This window comes from Deinococcus pimensis DSM 21231, assembly GCF_000519345.1.
Classification (GTDB): Bacteria; Deinococcota; Deinococci; order Deinococcales; family Deinococcaceae; genus Deinococcus_A; species Deinococcus_A pimensis.
In genome coordinates this window covers 159512-174574 of sequence record NZ_KI912633.1, presented here as the reverse complement: position 1 = coordinate 174574, position 15063 = coordinate 159512, and the positions used below count along the sequence as shown (strand labels likewise).

Here is a 15063-nt window from a genome sequence, read left to right as displayed (position 1 = left end):
CCCAGTTGCCCTGCACGACCCGCGTCGCGTGCGCCGCGACCCAGTCGACGACCTCGGCGGGCCGGGGGCCCTTTCCGACGAGGTCGCCCAGCACCCAGATGTCCGTGATGGACCGCCGCTTGATGTCCTCGTGCACCGCCAGTGTCGCGTTGAGGTTGGCGTGCAGGTCGGCGATGACGGCCACTTTCATGCGGGCAGTCTAACGGGCGTTCCGGGCGCGTGTGGAGCAACGTCGACAATTCCTCGTCCGCGGGCCGTGTGGCTCGCGCGACGCTCAAGAAAGACTTCGCCCCCCGCCGGGGCGGGGGGCGAAGTCTTTTTTCGTCTTACTGCGCGTTGACCTGCAGCTTGACGGGGATGCTGACCTCGGGGTGGGCGCGGTAGCTCACCTCGTACTCGCCGAGCTCCTTGATGGCCTTGGGCATCTCGAGCTTGCGGCGGTCCACGTCGAAGCCCTGCGCCTGGAGGGCGCTGGCGACGTCGCTGGCGGTGATGGCGCCGTAGATCTTGCCTTCGCCCGCGCGGACGGTCAGGGTGACCGTCTGGTCCTTGAGGCGCTCGCCGAGGGTCTCGGCGGCGGCCTTCTCGGTCGCGAGCTGCTTCTGGCGGGCGCGGACGCGCGCCTCGAGCGTCTTCATGTTGCGCTCGCTGGCGGGAAGCGCCAGGCCGCGCGGCACGAGGAAGTTGCGGGCGTAGCCCGGCTTGACCTTCACGACGTCGCCGACATTGCCGAGCTTGGCCACGGGTTCAAGCAGGATGACGTTCACTTGCGCACCAGCTTCTCGGTGTAGGGAAGCAGCGCGAGCTGACGCGCGAGCTTGATGGTGTGCGAGAGGCGACGCTGGTTCTTGGCGCTCAGGCCGGTGCGGCGACGCGGCAGGATCTTGCCGGTGTCGCTGACGAAACGGCGCAGCATCTTGACGTCCTTGTAGTCGGTGATTTCCAGTTCGCCGATCGCGAACGGGTCAACCTTGGGCTTGCGGGGGCGCTTCGGGCCCTTTGCGCGGGGTTTGCGTTCAGTCGCCATTGTGTTTCACTCCTTCGAACCGACTGTCCCCGTCGGCGGCCACGCGTGAGCGTGCCGCCCGCCCGACCGGGTGGTCCCGGTCGGGGACGGGTTAGAACGGCAGATCTTCTTCTTCCGGCGGGAAATTGTCGAGGCCTTGGTCAATATCCAAGCCGCCCGAACGGGACCCCGTACTGCGGGTCGCGGTGCCCGTGGCCCCACGGGCCGCGACCGGGGTGGCTGCGGGAGCCGGCACCCGCGCCTCGGGTCAGGACTTCGACTCGCGTCGCTTCTACCTTTGTCGAGTTGCGCTTGTTGCCGTCGCGGTCGGTCCAGGCTTCGTTCATCAGTCGGCCCTGTACGAGCAGCGGATCGCCCTTCTTGAGCTGCGCGGCCGCCTCGGCGAGTTCACGCCAGAGCGTCACGTCGATCCAGTGGGTCTTCTCCTGCTGCTGACCCTGGCGGTCCTTCCAGCTCTCGTTCACGGCGAGGCCGATCCCGAGCACGGCGTCTCCACCGGGGGTGTAGCGCAGTTCGGGGTCGCGGGTGAGGTTGCCGACCAGCATGACGACGTTCCAGCCGCCGCCGAGTCGGACACCGCCTCCGGCGTCCTGAACGGTCTCGGTCCCGGAGTGCAGGCTCTCGATGCGCAGCGCCTTGACGCGGACCGCGCTTCGCTTGCCGCCGCCGTTCTGATCTTCCCAGCTGCTGTATTCCAGCGAGCCTTCGACCATCACGACGTCACCGGCCTTGAGGTTGCGCTCGCTCATCCACTCGGCGGGTTTCCCGAGCGTGCTGACGCGGTGGTACCAGGGCAGACGGCGTTCGCGGCCGTCGTTGCCGACGATGTGGTCCTCGCCTGCCACGGTGACTTCGTACACGGGCACACCGCTGGGGGTGTACCGCAGTTCGGGGTCACGGGCGAGCGCGCCGACCAGGTAGACGTGGTTCATTCCTCGAGCCATTTCGTGTTCCTCCTGCGTGATAGGGCTGCTGACGGTTCGTTTGCGTTCTAGGCGAGGCCCAATTCATGAAGCCGAGTCCACTGCAGCCTGTTTGTTGGACCGCTTCGGTATAAGCATAACACGATCCTTCGACTCCGCAAAGGGCGGGTCTCAGGCCTTCTTGGTCTTCCACTCCGGGCGGTCGCGGACGATCAGCACGCGGCGCACGTTGTCACGAAGACGCAGGGTCGCGGCGATCTCCTTCTCGGGGTTGCTCGCGCTGCGGATCGTGTAGAAGAGGAAGTACCCCTCGCGGTCCTTGGAGACCGAGTAGGCCAGACGGCGGCTGCCCGCCTCGTCGAGGCCGACGAGCTCCGCACCGGAAGCCTTGACGGCGTTCTCGATGTACTCCTTCTCCGTCGCCACCTGGTCGCTCGACAGGTTGGGGTTCAGGATCAGGTTCAGGTCGTAGTTGTTCATGTTCACCTCCGCTTTCCGCGCGTTCCGGCCCTCCGGGGGCCGACGCACAAGACGTGATTGTACCAGAGAAGCGCCGGGTCGTGGGCGTCTCGCCGTCCTCATGGAAGCACGTCCGGCACGTGAGAAGCCCGACACGCCTAGACATCCCCACTCGCGACGCCACGCCCCGGCGGCCTTCCTCATGAGCCCTCCCGCGTGAAAAGGCTCGCATCTTTCCAGTGAGAAAATGCTGATAAACTGGCCGCATGCCCCGCATTCTGGTCGTGGACGACGACGCCGCGATCCTCAAGCTGGTGAGCGTCATCCTGACGCGCGCCGGCTATGGCGTGCACACCTGCCCGCATCCCGTCGAGGCGCTCGCCTGGCTCGAACGCGAACTGCCCGACCTCGTCATCTCCGACGTCGTCATGCCCTACATGTCGGGCTACGAGTTCCTGGAACAGGTCCGGGCCCGACCGGAACTCGCGCACGTTCCGTTCATGCTGCTCTCCAGCCACGCCGAACGCGACGACGTGCGCCGCGGCATGAACCTCGGCGCGGACGACTACCTGCCCAAACCCTTCACCCCGCACGACCTCACCTCCGCCGTGGAGGCGAGGCTGCGCCGCATCGGCACGCGGCCCGCGCCCGCCGTCCTGCTCGAGGCGCGCGCGCTCGGCACCAGCAGCGTCGTCTGGCAGGGCCAGCCGGTGCAGTGGGTGTCGCGCAAGGCGATGGAACTCTTCTTCCTGCTGCTCGAACGTCGCGAGGTCACCAGCTGGGAGGCCGCCGAGGCGCTGTGGCCCGAGAAGGACGAGGCGCGCGCGTCGAGCCTCTTCCACACCACCCTGCACCGCCTGCGCCGTTCGCTCAACCCGGAGGCGGTCGTCAGCCAGAGCCGACGCTACGCCCTGAGCGCCGACCTCTCCCCCCGCTACGACGTGCAGCGCTACGAGGAACGCGCCGAGATGCTCCTGAGCGCCCCGCCCTCCGATCCGCCGAGCCTGGAGCGGCTGCGCGAGGTCATCGGGCAGTACGGCCGCTACCTGCCCGACGTGGACTCCGACTGGTGCGAGGACGTGCGGCAGCGCGTCTCGGAGAAGCAGCGCGCACTGCTCGGCGTGGCCGCCCGGCTCGCCACGAATGAGGGCCGCGCGCGCGAGGCCGCCTCGTACCATCAGCAGGCCCTCACGCTCGATCCCCTCAGCGAACCCGACTGGGTGGGGCTGGAGCAGGCGCTGGGACAGCTCGGGGACCCGCGCGCGCGGCTCGCGCAGCAGCGCGAGCCCTGGTGGAACACCGACATCTACTGAGGGCGCCCGCGCTTCACGCCTCGAATCTTCATACGGGACTCAAGTGTGTATGAAGGTTCGAGGCCAAACGTCCATAGAACGACCATCAACACATTCATTAAGATGCGAAGGATTCCAGATCACGCTTGATGGAGGACCACCTGCATGGAACAACGAATCCTGCTCATCGAAGACAACCCGGACATCACCCGGGTCGTGCAATACGAACTCGAACAGGCCGGCTACAAGGTCCTGACCGCTCCCGACGGTGTCTCCGGGCTGACCAGCGCCCGTGAAAACAACCCCGACCTCGTCATTCTCGACCTCGGTCTGCCCGACTTCGACGGCGCCGAGATCGCGCGTCGCCTGCGCAAGACGTCGAGCGTGCCGATCATCATCCTGACCGCCATGGACGCCGTGGACCGCAAGGTGAACCTGCTGGAGGCGGGCGCGGACGACTACATCACCAAGCCCTTCCACCCCGAGGAGCTCGTCGCGCGCGTCAAGGTGCAGCTGCGTCACCAGCAGCACGGCGAGGTCATCACCATCGGGGCGCTGGAGATCCACCCGCAGAAGCGGCTGTGTCACTACAACGGTCACGAGGTGCGCCTCTCCCCGAAGGAGTTCGACCTGCTCACGTTCCTCGCGCGTCAGCCGGGGCGCGTGTACTCCCGCGACGAGATCGAGCGAGAGGTCTGGAACGGCGAACTGCCCAGCAACAGCAACGTCGTGGACGTGCACATGGCGAACATGCGCGCCAAGCTGCGCGACCTCGACGGGTACGGCATCATCCGCACGGTGCGCGGCATCGGTTACGCGCTGAAGACGCCCTGAGCTCACGCTCGCCCCGCACGCCTTTCCCGTGAGGAAAGGCGTGCATTTTTACACACCGCTCATGACCCTGTCCGTCAGGCCGCCCCTCCCTTCCGGCATGGCGAACGAAGAGGACCGGAGACATCCCTGCACCCAGCCCGGGAGACTGTGTGGACGGATCTCCTCCCGTTTCATTTTTTATTGATCTTCTTGCGATGGCCGCATATACTCTCATTCGTTTCCAATCCGTGCATGTCCGTCGAACCCCTCGACGGGACCGGCCTATACCTGTCCCGTGAGACGCCCTCCCTCACCGCCATGCGGACGTCCTGAAGGAGCCCAGTGTTGATGAACCGAACCATCCTGCGCGGCAGCGCCGTCGCCCTCCTCAGCAGCGCCCTGCTGATCGGCTGCGGCACCACCGTGGATATCGATCGGCAGGCGCCCACTCTCAGCGCGAGCGTCAGCGCGACCGAGCTCACGAGCTCCGGCAGCGTCACCCTGAACGCCACCGCCACGGACAACGTCGGCGTCACCAAGATCGAGATCTACGAGGGCAGCACCCGCCTGCTCGAGGACACCACGCCCGCCGACGGCGCGTCGCTCACGATCTCCTACGGTGTGGGCGACAACGGGACCCACACCTACCGGATCGTCGTGTACGACGCTGCCGGCAACAAGACCAGCACCACCCTCACGGTCGACGTCAACATCACTGTCAGCGTCGAGGACAAGGTGAAGCCCACCATCACCTCCTTCACGCCCAGCGCGGGCAGGATCACGCTGCCGGGCGACGTGACCCTCCAGGTCGCCGCGACCGATAACGTCGGGGTCAGCAAGGTCGAATTCTTCGAGGGAACGACCCGCCTCGGCGAGGACACGACGCCCGCCGACGGCTTCACCACCAAGCTGAGCTTCACCGGCCAGAACAACGGCGCGCACACCTACAAGGCGGTCGCGTACGACGCCTCGGGCAACACCGCCACTGCCGAGACCAGCGTCACCGTCGACATCGACACCACCGCGCCCGCACTCGTCACGCCCGCCGACGACCAGACCGTCGCCGACACCCTCACCGTGACGGGTACCCTCAGCGACGCGCAGGGCGTCGGCACGTTCACCTACGAGCTCAACGGCGCCGACCCCGTGGACGTCAAGGGAAGCGTCGACGGCGACCGCTACAGCTTCGACGTCAGCCTCGCGCCCGGCGAGAACGTCCTCACGCTCGTCGCGACCGACACGCTCGGCAACAAGGTCGAGAAGACCATCAAGGTGGACCGCCTGGCGGGCAAGGGCGCCATCCGGGGCGTCGTCGTCGACCAGAACATCGGTGCGGTCGTCGGCGCCAGCCAGGTCCGCCTCTACCGCGACGGCAAGATGGTCGGCAAGGCCACGACCTCCGCCGACGGCACCTTCGACTTCGGCAACATCAAGGCGGGAACGTACGACGTGCAGCTGCGCAAGGCCGGTTTCGGCGGCAGCGACCTCTACGGACTCGTCGTGGAGGACGGCGCCGTCGACGTGCGCATGATCCAGCGGCCCGCCTTCGACACATCCGCGACCACCACCCCCGCCAAACTGATTCTCACGCGTGGCGACGGCACCACACCCCTCGCGAACGCCACCTTCACGAACGGTGTGGACTTCAACGTCAAGACGGCGCCCGACTCCGAGCACGTGCGGCCCATGCGTATCCTGTACGCGCAGATCGGACGGACGCCGGGCAGCGCCGCCGTCACCGCCTCCACCACCGCGAACAACTGGAACCAGACGCCGCCGCTCGACTACCAGACGGCGATCGACACGGGCAACGTCACCCTGCCGAACAACACCTTCCCCAACTTCATCGCGGGTCTGGGCAGCGCCACGGGCGACAAGCTCTACATGGAGTTCGTCGCGTACGACTACAACTACAACTACGCGCGCTACATCGTGCCGATCACGCTGATCAACACGTCCACGACCGCCGCGAACACCGTCGTCGCGCCCACGGGGGCCGCCGCCGTGTCCTACACGGTCAAGCAGGAAGGCTCGTGGACGACGCCCTACGCCGCCGGCCCGTCCGGCGACGCCACGGTCGGCGGAGACGCCGCCGCCGGGGGCTCGGGCACCTACGCGGAGATCCGCTGGTGCTACACGAACACCACCACCACCGCCAAGCCTTTCGCGTTCGACATCGAACGCTCCAGCGACGGCACGACCTTCACGAAGATCGGCACGGTGGGCGGTGGCGCCAACGCCAGCTGCCCCGCCAACCAGCTCACGCGTCCCTTCAGCTACCGTGACAACTCGGCCGAACTGACGCCCGGCAAGACCTTCACCTACCGCGTGGTGGCCCGCGGCGCCAACACCGTCGCGAGCAACCTCACCGTCACGTCTCCCCTCGCGCCCTTCTTCCCCCAGCTCCTCGCGCCCGGCGACGAGACCAACGACGTCTCCGTCACCCCGACGTTCACGTGGAGCCATCCGCAGCTGGAGATCGGCGCGGACGGGGCCGGCTACAACCTCCGCCTGCGCGACCTCGTCAGCCTCAGCGGCTACAACCTCCCCGGCACGGCCGCCAACAGCCTCATCCGCGTCGAGGAAGGTACCGGCACGGCGGGCAACAAGGTGCCCGTCGGCGACGCCCTCGTGTACACCACGGCCGTCCTGACCGACACCGCCGGGCTGTACGGAGCGGCGAAGCCGAACCGCATTCCCGTGGATCCCACCACGCACAACGTCTCCATGACGCTCGACGTGTTCGGCGTCGGCGCGCTGCAGCCGCTGCGTCCCTACAAGTGGGAGCTCTACTCGGCGTTCGCCTACAAGTACAACCAGAACGAGGGCGGCCGCATCTCGGCGTACAGCGTGTACACGTGGCCCGACGGGACCGTCGCGCCCATCGCCCAGACCCGTCCCGTCACCCAGAGCCTCGAGTTCACCACGGGTCCCGTGCGTTGAGGAGTGCGTCAATGCGTAAAGAGTTCCGTTACCTCATCCTGACCGCCCTGCTCGCCGCCTGCGCGCAGCAGCCCACGACCTCCACGAACCCCGCGCCCGTCGCGAGCGCGCCGAGCGGCCCGATCGGCAGGAGCGGCGCTCTCCAGTACGTCAGCAACGAGATCGTGGTCGGCTACACCGACGAGGCGAGCCTGAAGGCCGCCGCCGCCGCCGTGAACGGCACGGTCGTCGCGACCATTCCCGAGATCCGCGCCGCCCTCGTGCGGACCCAGGGAGACGCGATCAAGGTCGCGCCTGTCGCCGCCTCCGTCGAGGGTGTCGCCTACGCCACGCCCCACAGCGTCGTCAGCGGACCCGAGGTGCCTCAGCTCTCCCAGACGAAGCTCGGTTCGCTCTCCAACGCCGCCGACCAGTACTTCGACGAGCTTCCCCAGTACGCTCTCGACCCGCGTCACCTCAACGCGAAGGCCGCCTGGGACGCCGGAATGACCGGCAAGGGCGTCATCGTCGCGGTGCTCGACGATCCCGGCGACATCACCCACCCCGACATCGCTCCGAACTGGGGCGGCAAGGCCTACAATCCCTTCCTCGACAAGGTCTACACGAACGGAGCGGACTGGAAGGCAGCCTCCCAGAGCAACTTCGCTTCGCACGGGACCTTCGTCGGATCGACCATCGTGGCCGCCCGCGACGGGAAGGGCATCGTGGGCCTGGCACCGGACAGCAAGCTCATCCCGGTGGTGATCAACCCCGCCAAGACGCAGACGAACGAGTTCTACGGCAGCTTCTACATCGCGCGTGGCGCGGTGTGGGCCGTGAACAACGGCGCGCGCGTCCTGAACAACTCCTGGGGCGGCGGCCTCTCCTTCGGCGCGGTCAAGGCCGCCTTCGACTACGCCATGGCCAACGGCGCCGTCGTGGTCGCCTCGATGGGCAACAGCTACAAGGACGAGGTGCAGTACCCCGGCGCGCTTCCCGGCATCGTCGCGTCCGGCGCGCTCGACGCCAGCAACCGCAAGGTCACCTTCTCCACCTCCGGACGGCACATCTCCTCCTCCGCGCCCGGTCAGGACGTCATCCTCGCCAACCCCACGTGGCTCGGCGGCGGGCACCAGCTCATCTCGGGCACCTCCTTCTCCTCGCCCTACACGGCCGCCGCCGCCGCCCTCGTCATCGGCAAGTGCCCGAACGCCACCCCGTACCAGGTGCGTCGACTGCTCGAAGAGACGGCCAACGGCGCGGTCGGAACGAACCCGAACGGATTCGACCGTGAGACCGGGTGGGGCGCGCTCGACCTCGGCAAGGCCGCCGCGCGCCTCAAGGACTGCGCGAACCTTCCCGCCAAGGGCGCCAACGTCGCCGTGAGCGTCTCGTACGTCGACGGGACGGGTACTCACCCCGGCGCGCTCGCCGACGTGATCCTGCGTGGCAAGGGCCTGCGTCCCGGCGCGTCGGACGACTCCACGCCGCTGTACCTCTCCACGAGCGACGAGACGGGCGAGGTCGTGTTCTCCGAGATCGCGCCCGGCGACTACGACATCTACGTGGCGGGTGCGGACCTCGACGTCACCGGCGGCCTCCCCGAGGAGCGCGGCACCTTCGTGGGTACGCTCACGGCCACCTCGGGCTCCACGTTCGAGTACCCCGTCCGCAAGACCGTGAAGCTCGTGGCGCAGTCGCCGGACTTCAATCCCGCCGATCCCTACGAACCCAACGACACGCCCGCCGAGGCCAAGACCATCGCGTACGGGCAGACGACCAGCACCGCCTACATCTTCGGTCAGCCGCGCGACGTCGACGTCTTCAAGTTCACCGCGCAGGCAGGCGACAAGATCCTCGCGGAGGTCCTCGCGCAGGGTCAGCTCGGCGGGTCGCTCGACTCGTACCTGTACCTCGTCGGGCCTGACGGCACCACCGTCCTCAAGGAGAACGACGACCGCGGTACGCCCCGTGTCGACTCCGACTCCGAGATCGCCTTCGACATCCCGACGGCCGGGACGTACTACCTGAAGGTGACGAGCTGCGAGATCGCGCCGGGCTGCGCCGCGCCCGGCGGCGTGGACGACAACAGCCCGTTCAACAAGTACCAGCTGAGCCTGAAGAAGACGAACTGAGCCCCACGGCAAGGAGGGCAGGCCCAACGGGGGCTTGCCCTCCTTCGCGGTTCGGGATTCAGGCGGACCGGGCGGTCTCCTCGCGGGCCTGGCAGTCGGCGCACAGCCCGTGGAACTCCAGCACGACGTCCGTGACGCGGAACCCGGCGGGCAGCAGGGCGTCGTGGGGACGCAGCGCGGCGGACGCGCCGAGGTCCACGTCGAAGATGGCGTGACAGCCGCGGCAGACCACGTGATGGTGGTCGGCGTGCTTGTAGTCGTAGCGGGTCCGCTCGCCCGCCCGTTCGATGGTGGCGATCACGCCGTCCTGCGCGAGCGTGTCCAGGGCGCGGTACACGGTGCCGAGGCTGATGTTCGGGAGGGCGCGCCGGACCTCCTGGAAGATCCACGCGGCGTCCGGATGCGTCCGGGTTCCCCGCAGGACTTCCAGCACCGCCTGGCGCTGTTTCGTCTGGCGGGTGGCCTTCATGACACGAGAATATCACCGTGAGCGTGAGCGAAACACACGCGCCAGCACACGTTCAGCTCACGTGACCCTCCTCAGGGCGTCTCCTTGAGCGCCCGGATCGCCTCGCCGATCCGTTCCGTGAACTCACGGATGCCGCCCTGCGGCGCGAGCGGCGGCCCGAATCGCACCACCCAGCGGCGGCCACGCCGGAACACGGCGGCGGGCAGCACCGGCGACTTGCCCTTGAGGGCCAGCAGGGCCACGCCGCCCTGCAGTTCCGTGCCGCCGCGCGTCCCCTCCGGGAAGATGCCGAGCACACCCTCGTTCTGGAGGATGCGCAGCGCGACGCGCACCGCGCCGACGTCGTTGCCCTCGCGGTCCACCGGGAAGCTCCCGCCCGTCCGGATGAACCACCCGATGAACCTGTTGTCGAACAGTTCCTTCTTCGCCATGAACTGCACGTGGCGGCTGCCCGGCAGGGCGTGGCTGATCACGAAGGGATCCAGGGCGGTCGCGTGGTTGCCCGCCACGATCAGCCGCCCCTGCATCGGGACGTGCTCGCGGCCCTCGACGGTGAGGCCGCCGCCGAACCACATCGGCAGACCCGTCACGAACTGCACGATCCGGTAGACCGGAAGGTTCACCGACGGCGCGGGCGAGGGCGGCGGCTTGACCGGGGCGCTCACGCGCGCACCGTCCCGAGCACGCGCCCGACCACCTCGTCGAGCGAGAGGTCGCTCGTGTCGATCATCACGGCGTCCTCGGCGGGGCGTGACTGCAGCGCGTCGCGGCGGTCACGCTCGCGCAGCGCGGCCTCCACCTCGTCGAGGTCCTGGCTGCGCTCCTGCACCCTCCGGGCGGCCCGCACGCGCGGCGAGGCCGTCAGGTAGAACTTCGCGGCGGCCTGCGGGAAGACCGCCGTGCCCATGTCGCGGCCCTCCGCGACGAAGGGCTGCGGCAGGGCGCGCAGACGGTCGTTCACCCAGGCGCGCAGCCCCGGGTGGAGCGCCACGCGCGAGACGGCCGCGTCCACCTCGGCGGTGTGCAGTTCGTGGGTGAGGTCCTCGTCGCCGCACCACACCTCGTTGCCCTCCGCGAGGGGACGCAGGGTGAGCGGGCGGCGGCGCAGGAGGTCGAGGAGCGCGCCCTCGTCGTCCGGGTTCGCGCCCTCGCGCAGCGCGAGGCGGGCGACGCCGCGGTAGAGCAGCCCGCTGCTGACGTACGGAAGTCCGAGTTCCTGGGCGACGCGGGCGGCCACGCTGGACTTCCCGCTGGCGGCCACGCCGTCAATCGTCACGATCACGTCAGAGATTGTAGAGCCTCCCGCGCGTCCGGGGGTGGCGGGACGCGCCCCCTCACGAAGCGCACGGTAGACTGCGTGACGTGAAGAAGACTCTGCTGATCGCCCTGCTGCCCCTGCTGCTGCTCGGCTGCCGCGACCGCGACGCGGGCACCTCCGGCACCACCGGCGGCCAGACCCAGTCGGACGCCACCACCTCCACCCCCGACACCTCGTCCGACACCGCCTCCGCCACGGGCGACACCGCCACGGGCGACACCGCCACGACCGGCACGAGCGGCACCACGAACGCCGCGCCCGGCACGGCCCCCAAGCCCGGCCCCGTCCCGAGCGGCTACACCCGCGTCGCGGAGCTCAGCAAGGCGCCCGTGCGGAGCTTCAAGGAGGAGCCGAAGTTGGCGCTGGAGGACGGCAAGGACTACGCCGCCGTCGTCGACACGACCGAGGGCCAGATGGTCATCGACCTCTACGAGGACGTCCCCACCACCGTGAATTCGTTCGTGTGGCTCGCGCGGCACCACTTCTACGACGGGCTGCTGTTCCACCGCGTCATCGAGGGCTTCGTGGTGCAGGGCGGCGACCCGAATACCGCCACGAGCGACCGCAACACCTGGGGTCAGGGCGGGCCCGGCTACAGCATCCCCCTGGAGATCCGCACGAAGTACAACTTCGACGAGAAGGGCGTGCTCGGCATGGCCCGCGCGCAGGACCCCAACTCGGGCGGCAGCCAGTTCTACATCACCCTCGCGCCCGCGTCGAGCCTGAACTCGCAGTACACCGTGTTCGGCAAGGTCGTGCAGGGCGAGGACGTGCTCGACAAGATCAAGAAGTACGAGGCGCCCGCGCAGGGCGACGCCAGCAAGATGCTGGACGTGTACATCGTGACGAAGAACAAGTAACAGGGACGCGTGAACGCCCCGGACCCCGTGGGGTCCGGGGCGTTCACGCTCCTCCCATCCTGAAGTCGGCGGGCGATGGGGTAAGGTGGGTCGCATGGACACGTACCTTCCTGACGGTTACCAGCCGACTCCCTTCCTGAGCGACACGCGCGTGACGGAGTTCCGCAAGGCGCCCGAGCTCGGCGACGGCATCGAGCCCGGCAAGCAGTACATGGCGGTCTTCGAGACGAACAAGGGCCGCCTCGTGATGGAGCTCTTCGCGGACGACACGCCCGTCACGGTGAACTCCTTCGTGTACCTCATCCGCAACCACTACTACGACGGCATCGTGTTCCACCGCGTCATCCAGGACTTCATGGCGCAGACGGGCGACCCGACCGGCACGGGCCGTGGCGGCCCCGGCTACCGTTTCGAGGACGAGTTCGTGCGCGAGCTGCGTCACGACCGCCCGGGCGTGCTGAGCATGGCGAACGCGGGTCCCGGCACGAACGGCAGCCAGATCTTCATCACCTTCGTGCCGACCCCGCACCTCGACGGTCGTCACACGGTGTTCGGGCGGATCGTGGAGGGCCTCGACGTCCTCGACCGCATCACGCGCATCCAGCCGGGCTACCCCGGCACGCCCGACGTGATCGAGCGTGCCTACGTCGTGGAGAAGTAAGGAGCGATCAGCGGTCAGCCGCAGCCGTCGGTGATCGGTGATCAGGACGGAAGGACAGCAAGGAGGGGGCGTCCAGGGACGTCCCCTCCTCCCGCTCTTCGTCCACCGAAGACTGACCGCCGACGGCTGACTACTGACCGCTTCTCTGCAGCCAGAGCCGCAGGATCTCCACGGCGGCAGCCTCGTCGAGGTCGCTGGCGCCCGCCTCGCGGGCGCGGCGGGTGGTGAAGCGTTCGTCCTGGTAGTGGACGGTGGCGCCCGCGCGGGTCAGCTCGAAGCCGAAGGAGCGGACGCGGCGCGCCGCGTCGGACGGCTGGCCGTCGGTGCGCAGGGGCAGGCCCAGCACGAGCGCCTCGGCGCCCTCCTCGCGCATCTTCTCCAGGATGGCCTTGAGGTCGCGGGCGTGCTTCGTGCGCCGCAGCGAGCCGCGCCCGAAGGCGAGCGAGCCGACGTTGACCGCGAAGCCGACGCGGTTCTGGCTGACGTCGAGGGCGAGCACCCTCGGGATCGGGGAGTCGGTCACGAGGGGATTGTAGTGCACGCGTCTGAAGGCGCCGCTCACGCCCCACCCCGGGCGCGGCCCTTACGCTGGGCGGCATGCCGCACGTCCAGCGTGTCCTTCCGCCGTCCTTCCCACCGCCCTCCTTCCCCGCCCCGGACCCGCTGGAGGCGGTGCTGCGCACGCTGGGTCCGCGTGAGCGGCGTCACGTGGTCGCGCTCGACGAGGCGGGACGGCTGCACGCGACGAGTCCGGAGCTCGCGCGGGCCTTCACGGCGACCTTCGTTCCGGACGGCGCGCGGCTCGCGGGCGGAGGTTTCGACCTGACGACGCTGGCGCGCTACCTCGTGCCGGACGCTTTCGGGAAGCTGCCCGCCGGACGCTGCGAGAGCGAGAAGTCCGGACCGTACCGCCGCGTGTACAGCAACCCCGGCTTCGCGTTCATGAGCGCCCGCGTGTACCTGCCGGGCGAGGACGCGGGGGAGCTCAGGGAGAACAAGGCGGCGGGGCACGGCGACACGGCCTTCGTGTACGTGGGCGGCTGGGGCGGGCGCGGCGGCGCGGTGGACGCGGGCTTCCAGCACGGACGCGCCTCGAAGGACCGCGTGGACGACTGGGCGCCGTTCTTCCTCGTGCAGCAGGCGGGCGGGAAGTCGGTGATCACGGTGTCCTCGGAGAAGCAGGCGGGCGGCGCGGCGTGGCGGCTCGCGGCGGGCACGGAGGCCTTCCTGAAGTTCTGGGTGACGCGCGAGGACGGCGTGACGCGCCTCAACCTGTACGTGGAGGGCACCACCAGCCAGGACGGCGTGCCGGGCAGCCTGACGTTGAGCGCGCCCGTGGACGACACCTTCGGCTGGGACCCGTCGGGGGGGCGCAACATCCTCAAGCGCATGACGACGATCGGGCAGACCTTCGGGAAGGAGAACCTCACGTCGGGCTCGTTCCTGACGGGGGTGCGCTGGAGCGAGGGACGCATCGGGCGGACGGAGGCGGACGCGCATCCCTGGGCGGCGGCGGACACGGGCGGCTACTGCAGCTTCCCCGACCCGAAGTCACCGGAGGGGCAGCGCGCGGACGGCTCCGGGAAGCCGAAGTGGACGGTGTCGTTCGTGAGCGCCGCCGAGGAGACGGACGGGGTGACGCTCACGTGAGGCGCGCGGCGCTCATGGCGGCGTTGCTCGCGGTCCTCGGGGGCGGCGCGGGCGCGCAGGCCCGGACGGGCGAGGTGCGGGTGTTCCTGGGTGACCTCGCGTGGGTGTACGCCCGCGCGGGCCTCCCGGCGCTCTCGGGCGGGCGGGTGACGGTGCCCGTGACGGAGGGCTGCGCGCTGCTCGGCGCGACCTGCACGGCGGGCGCGGCGGACGGCGTGACGGTCGGAACGGGGAGCGCGGCGGTGAGGCTGCCCCTGAGGGGGGGGCAGGTGGAGCTGCGCTCGCTCGCGGCCTCCGTCGGGGCGCGGGTGAAGTGGGACGCGGCGGCGCGGGCCGCGGACGTGACGGGCGGCCCCGAGGCGTCGGGCGAGCCGGACCTGCGCGGGATTCCGGGCGTGGCGGACGCGGGTCCGGGCGCGGGTCCCGCGCCGCTCGCCGTGAACGTGGTCACGGGACGAGGGCCGTACGACACCCTCACGCTGTCGAGCGCGGCGGGAGGCCTGCGAGGCCTGACGCTGCTCTCCCGTCTTCGCT

At 69.2% G+C, this 15063-nt stretch carries 16 protein-coding genes and 1 pseudogene; 8 read left to right on the top strand and 9 right to left on the bottom strand.

What is annotated here, in order from left to right:
- The 5 genes and pseudogenes from DEIPI_RS28775 to rpsF all read right to left on the bottom strand — a co-directional run.
- The coding region (locus DEIPI_RS28775; RefSeq protein ID WP_211238247.1) for a metallophosphoesterase family protein at positions 1 to 190 on the bottom strand (190 nt) is incomplete at its 3' end.
- 136 nt (positions 191 to 326) lie between these two features.
- Complete coding sequence (gene rplI, locus DEIPI_RS0105465) at positions 327 to 767, bottom strand: 50S ribosomal protein L9 (RefSeq protein WP_027481123.1); 441 nt, start codon at positions 765 to 767, stop codon at positions 327 to 329.
- Positions 764 to 1027 carry a 30S ribosomal protein S18 gene (rpsR, locus tag DEIPI_RS0105460; RefSeq protein WP_027481122.1) on the bottom strand — a complete coding sequence of 88 codons (264 nt, stop codon included), beginning with the start codon at positions 1025 to 1027 and terminating at the stop codon, positions 764 to 766. The genes rplI and rpsR overlap by 4 nt, the downstream gene beginning before the upstream one ends.
- 91 nt (positions 1028 to 1118) lie before the next feature.
- Positions 1119 to 1971: pseudogene (locus DEIPI_RS28770) on the bottom strand (single-stranded DNA-binding protein).
- Between the two features lie 150 nt (positions 1972 to 2121).
- A complete protein-coding gene (rpsF, locus tag DEIPI_RS0105450) occupies positions 2122 to 2430 on the bottom strand; it encodes a 30S ribosomal protein S6 (protein WP_027481121.1) in 309 nt (102 codons plus the stop codon).
- A gap of 245 nt (positions 2431 to 2675) precedes the next feature.
- Here rpsF and DEIPI_RS0105445 point away from each other — a divergent pair, with 245 nt between their 5' ends.
- From DEIPI_RS0105445 to DEIPI_RS0105430, 4 genes are all read left to right on the top strand, one after another.
- On the top strand, positions 2676 to 3722 hold the full coding sequence (locus DEIPI_RS0105445) for an AfsR/SARP family transcriptional regulator (RefSeq protein ID WP_027481120.1): 1047 nt from the start codon (positions 2676 to 2678) through the stop codon (positions 3720 to 3722).
- A 144-nt stretch (positions 3723 to 3866) separates the two neighbouring features.
- Positions 3867 to 4535 (top strand): response regulator transcription factor, encoded by a 669-nt coding sequence (locus tag DEIPI_RS0105440; RefSeq protein ID WP_027481119.1) that lies wholly within the window; start codon positions 3867 to 3869, stop codon positions 4533 to 4535.
- A gap of 327 nt (positions 4536 to 4862) precedes the next feature.
- The gene (locus DEIPI_RS35340) at positions 4863 to 7457 is read left to right on the top strand and encodes an Ig-like domain-containing protein (protein ID WP_027481118.1); all 2595 of its coding nucleotides are present in this window, start codon (positions 4863 to 4865) and stop codon (positions 7455 to 7457) included.
- An 11-nt stretch (positions 7458 to 7468) separates the two neighbouring features.
- Positions 7469 to 9571 carry a S8 family serine peptidase gene (locus tag DEIPI_RS0105430; protein WP_027481117.1) on the top strand — a complete coding sequence of 701 codons (2103 nt, stop codon included), beginning with the start codon at positions 7469 to 7471 and terminating at the stop codon, positions 9569 to 9571.
- 58 nt (positions 9572 to 9629) lie between these two features.
- On the opposite strand, the gene DEIPI_RS0105425 is transcribed toward DEIPI_RS0105430, so the two are convergent.
- From DEIPI_RS0105425 to cmk, 3 genes are all read right to left on the bottom strand, one after another.
- Positions 9630 to 10040, bottom strand: coding sequence for a Fur family transcriptional regulator (locus DEIPI_RS0105425; protein WP_027481116.1), 411 nt, complete (start codon positions 10038 to 10040; stop codon positions 9630 to 9632).
- 71 nt (positions 10041 to 10111) lie between these two features.
- The gene (locus DEIPI_RS0105420) at positions 10112 to 10705 is read right to left on the bottom strand and encodes a lysophospholipid acyltransferase family protein (protein ID WP_027481115.1); all 594 of its coding nucleotides are present in this window, start codon (positions 10703 to 10705) and stop codon (positions 10112 to 10114) included.
- A complete protein-coding gene (gene cmk / locus DEIPI_RS0105415; protein WP_027481114.1) occupies positions 10702 to 11322 on the bottom strand; it encodes a (d)CMP kinase in 621 nt (206 codons plus the stop codon). The genes DEIPI_RS0105420 and cmk overlap by 4 nt, the downstream gene beginning before the upstream one ends.
- An 80-nt stretch (positions 11323 to 11402) precedes the next feature.
- Here cmk and DEIPI_RS0105410 point away from each other — a divergent pair, with 80 nt between their 5' ends.
- A complete protein-coding gene (locus tag DEIPI_RS0105410) occupies positions 11403 to 12218 on the top strand; it encodes a peptidylprolyl isomerase (RefSeq protein ID WP_027481113.1) in 816 nt (271 codons plus the stop codon).
- 94 nt (positions 12219 to 12312) lie between these two features.
- A complete protein-coding gene (locus DEIPI_RS0105405) occupies positions 12313 to 12879 on the top strand; it encodes a peptidylprolyl isomerase (RefSeq protein ID WP_045233690.1) in 567 nt (188 codons plus the stop codon).
- Positions 12880 to 13009: 130 nt separating this feature from the next.
- Here the strand turns inward: DEIPI_RS0105405 and ruvX are convergent, their stop codons facing one another.
- Entirely contained in the window at positions 13010 to 13402 is a 393-nt protein-coding gene (gene ruvX / locus DEIPI_RS0105400) for a Holliday junction resolvase RuvX (protein ID WP_027481111.1), read from the bottom strand.
- Positions 13403 to 13476: 74 nt separating this feature from the next.
- Here ruvX and DEIPI_RS0105395 point away from each other — a divergent pair, with 74 nt between their 5' ends.
- Positions 13477 to 14529, top strand: a complete 1053-nt coding sequence (locus tag DEIPI_RS0105395; RefSeq protein ID WP_027481110.1) for a hypothetical protein — start codon at positions 13477 to 13479, stop codon at positions 14527 to 14529.
- Positions 14530 to 14543: 14 nt separating this feature from the next.
- Positions 14544 to 15063: hypothetical protein (locus DEIPI_RS39030; RefSeq protein ID WP_169737027.1), on the top strand; the 520-nt coding region annotated here is incomplete at its 3' end.

Bases quoted from the DNA above. Each gene is read 5' to 3' on its own strand.
- rpsR (WP_027481122.1), bottom strand. From the start codon at position 1,027: ATGGCGACTGAACGCAAACCCCGCGCAAAGGGCCCGAAGCGCCCCCGC.
- rpsF (WP_027481121.1), bottom strand. From the start codon at position 2,430: ATGAACAACTACGACCTGAACCTGATCCTGAACCCCAACCTGTCGAGC.
- DEIPI_RS0105445 (WP_027481120.1), top strand. From the start codon at position 2,676: ATGCCCCGCATTCTGGTCGTGGACGACGACGCCGCGATCCTCAAGCTG.
- DEIPI_RS0105440 (WP_027481119.1), top strand. From the start codon at position 3,867: ATGGAACAACGAATCCTGCTCATCGAAGACAACCCGGACATCACCCGG.
- DEIPI_RS35340 (WP_027481118.1), top strand. From the start codon at position 4,863: ATGAACCGAACCATCCTGCGCGGCAGCGCCGTCGCCCTCCTCAGCAGC.
- DEIPI_RS0105430 (WP_027481117.1), top strand. From the start codon at position 7,469: ATGCGTAAAGAGTTCCGTTACCTCATCCTGACCGCCCTGCTCGCCGCC.
- DEIPI_RS0105425 (WP_027481116.1), bottom strand. From the start codon at position 10,040: ATGAAGGCCACCCGCCAGACGAAACAGCGCCAGGCGGTGCTGGAAGTC.
- DEIPI_RS0105405 (WP_045233690.1), top strand. From the start codon at position 12,313: ATGGACACGTACCTTCCTGACGGTTACCAGCCGACTCCCTTCCTGAGC.
- DEIPI_RS0105395 (WP_027481110.1), top strand. From the start codon at position 13,477: ATGCCGCACGTCCAGCGTGTCCTTCCGCCGTCCTTCCCACCGCCCTCC.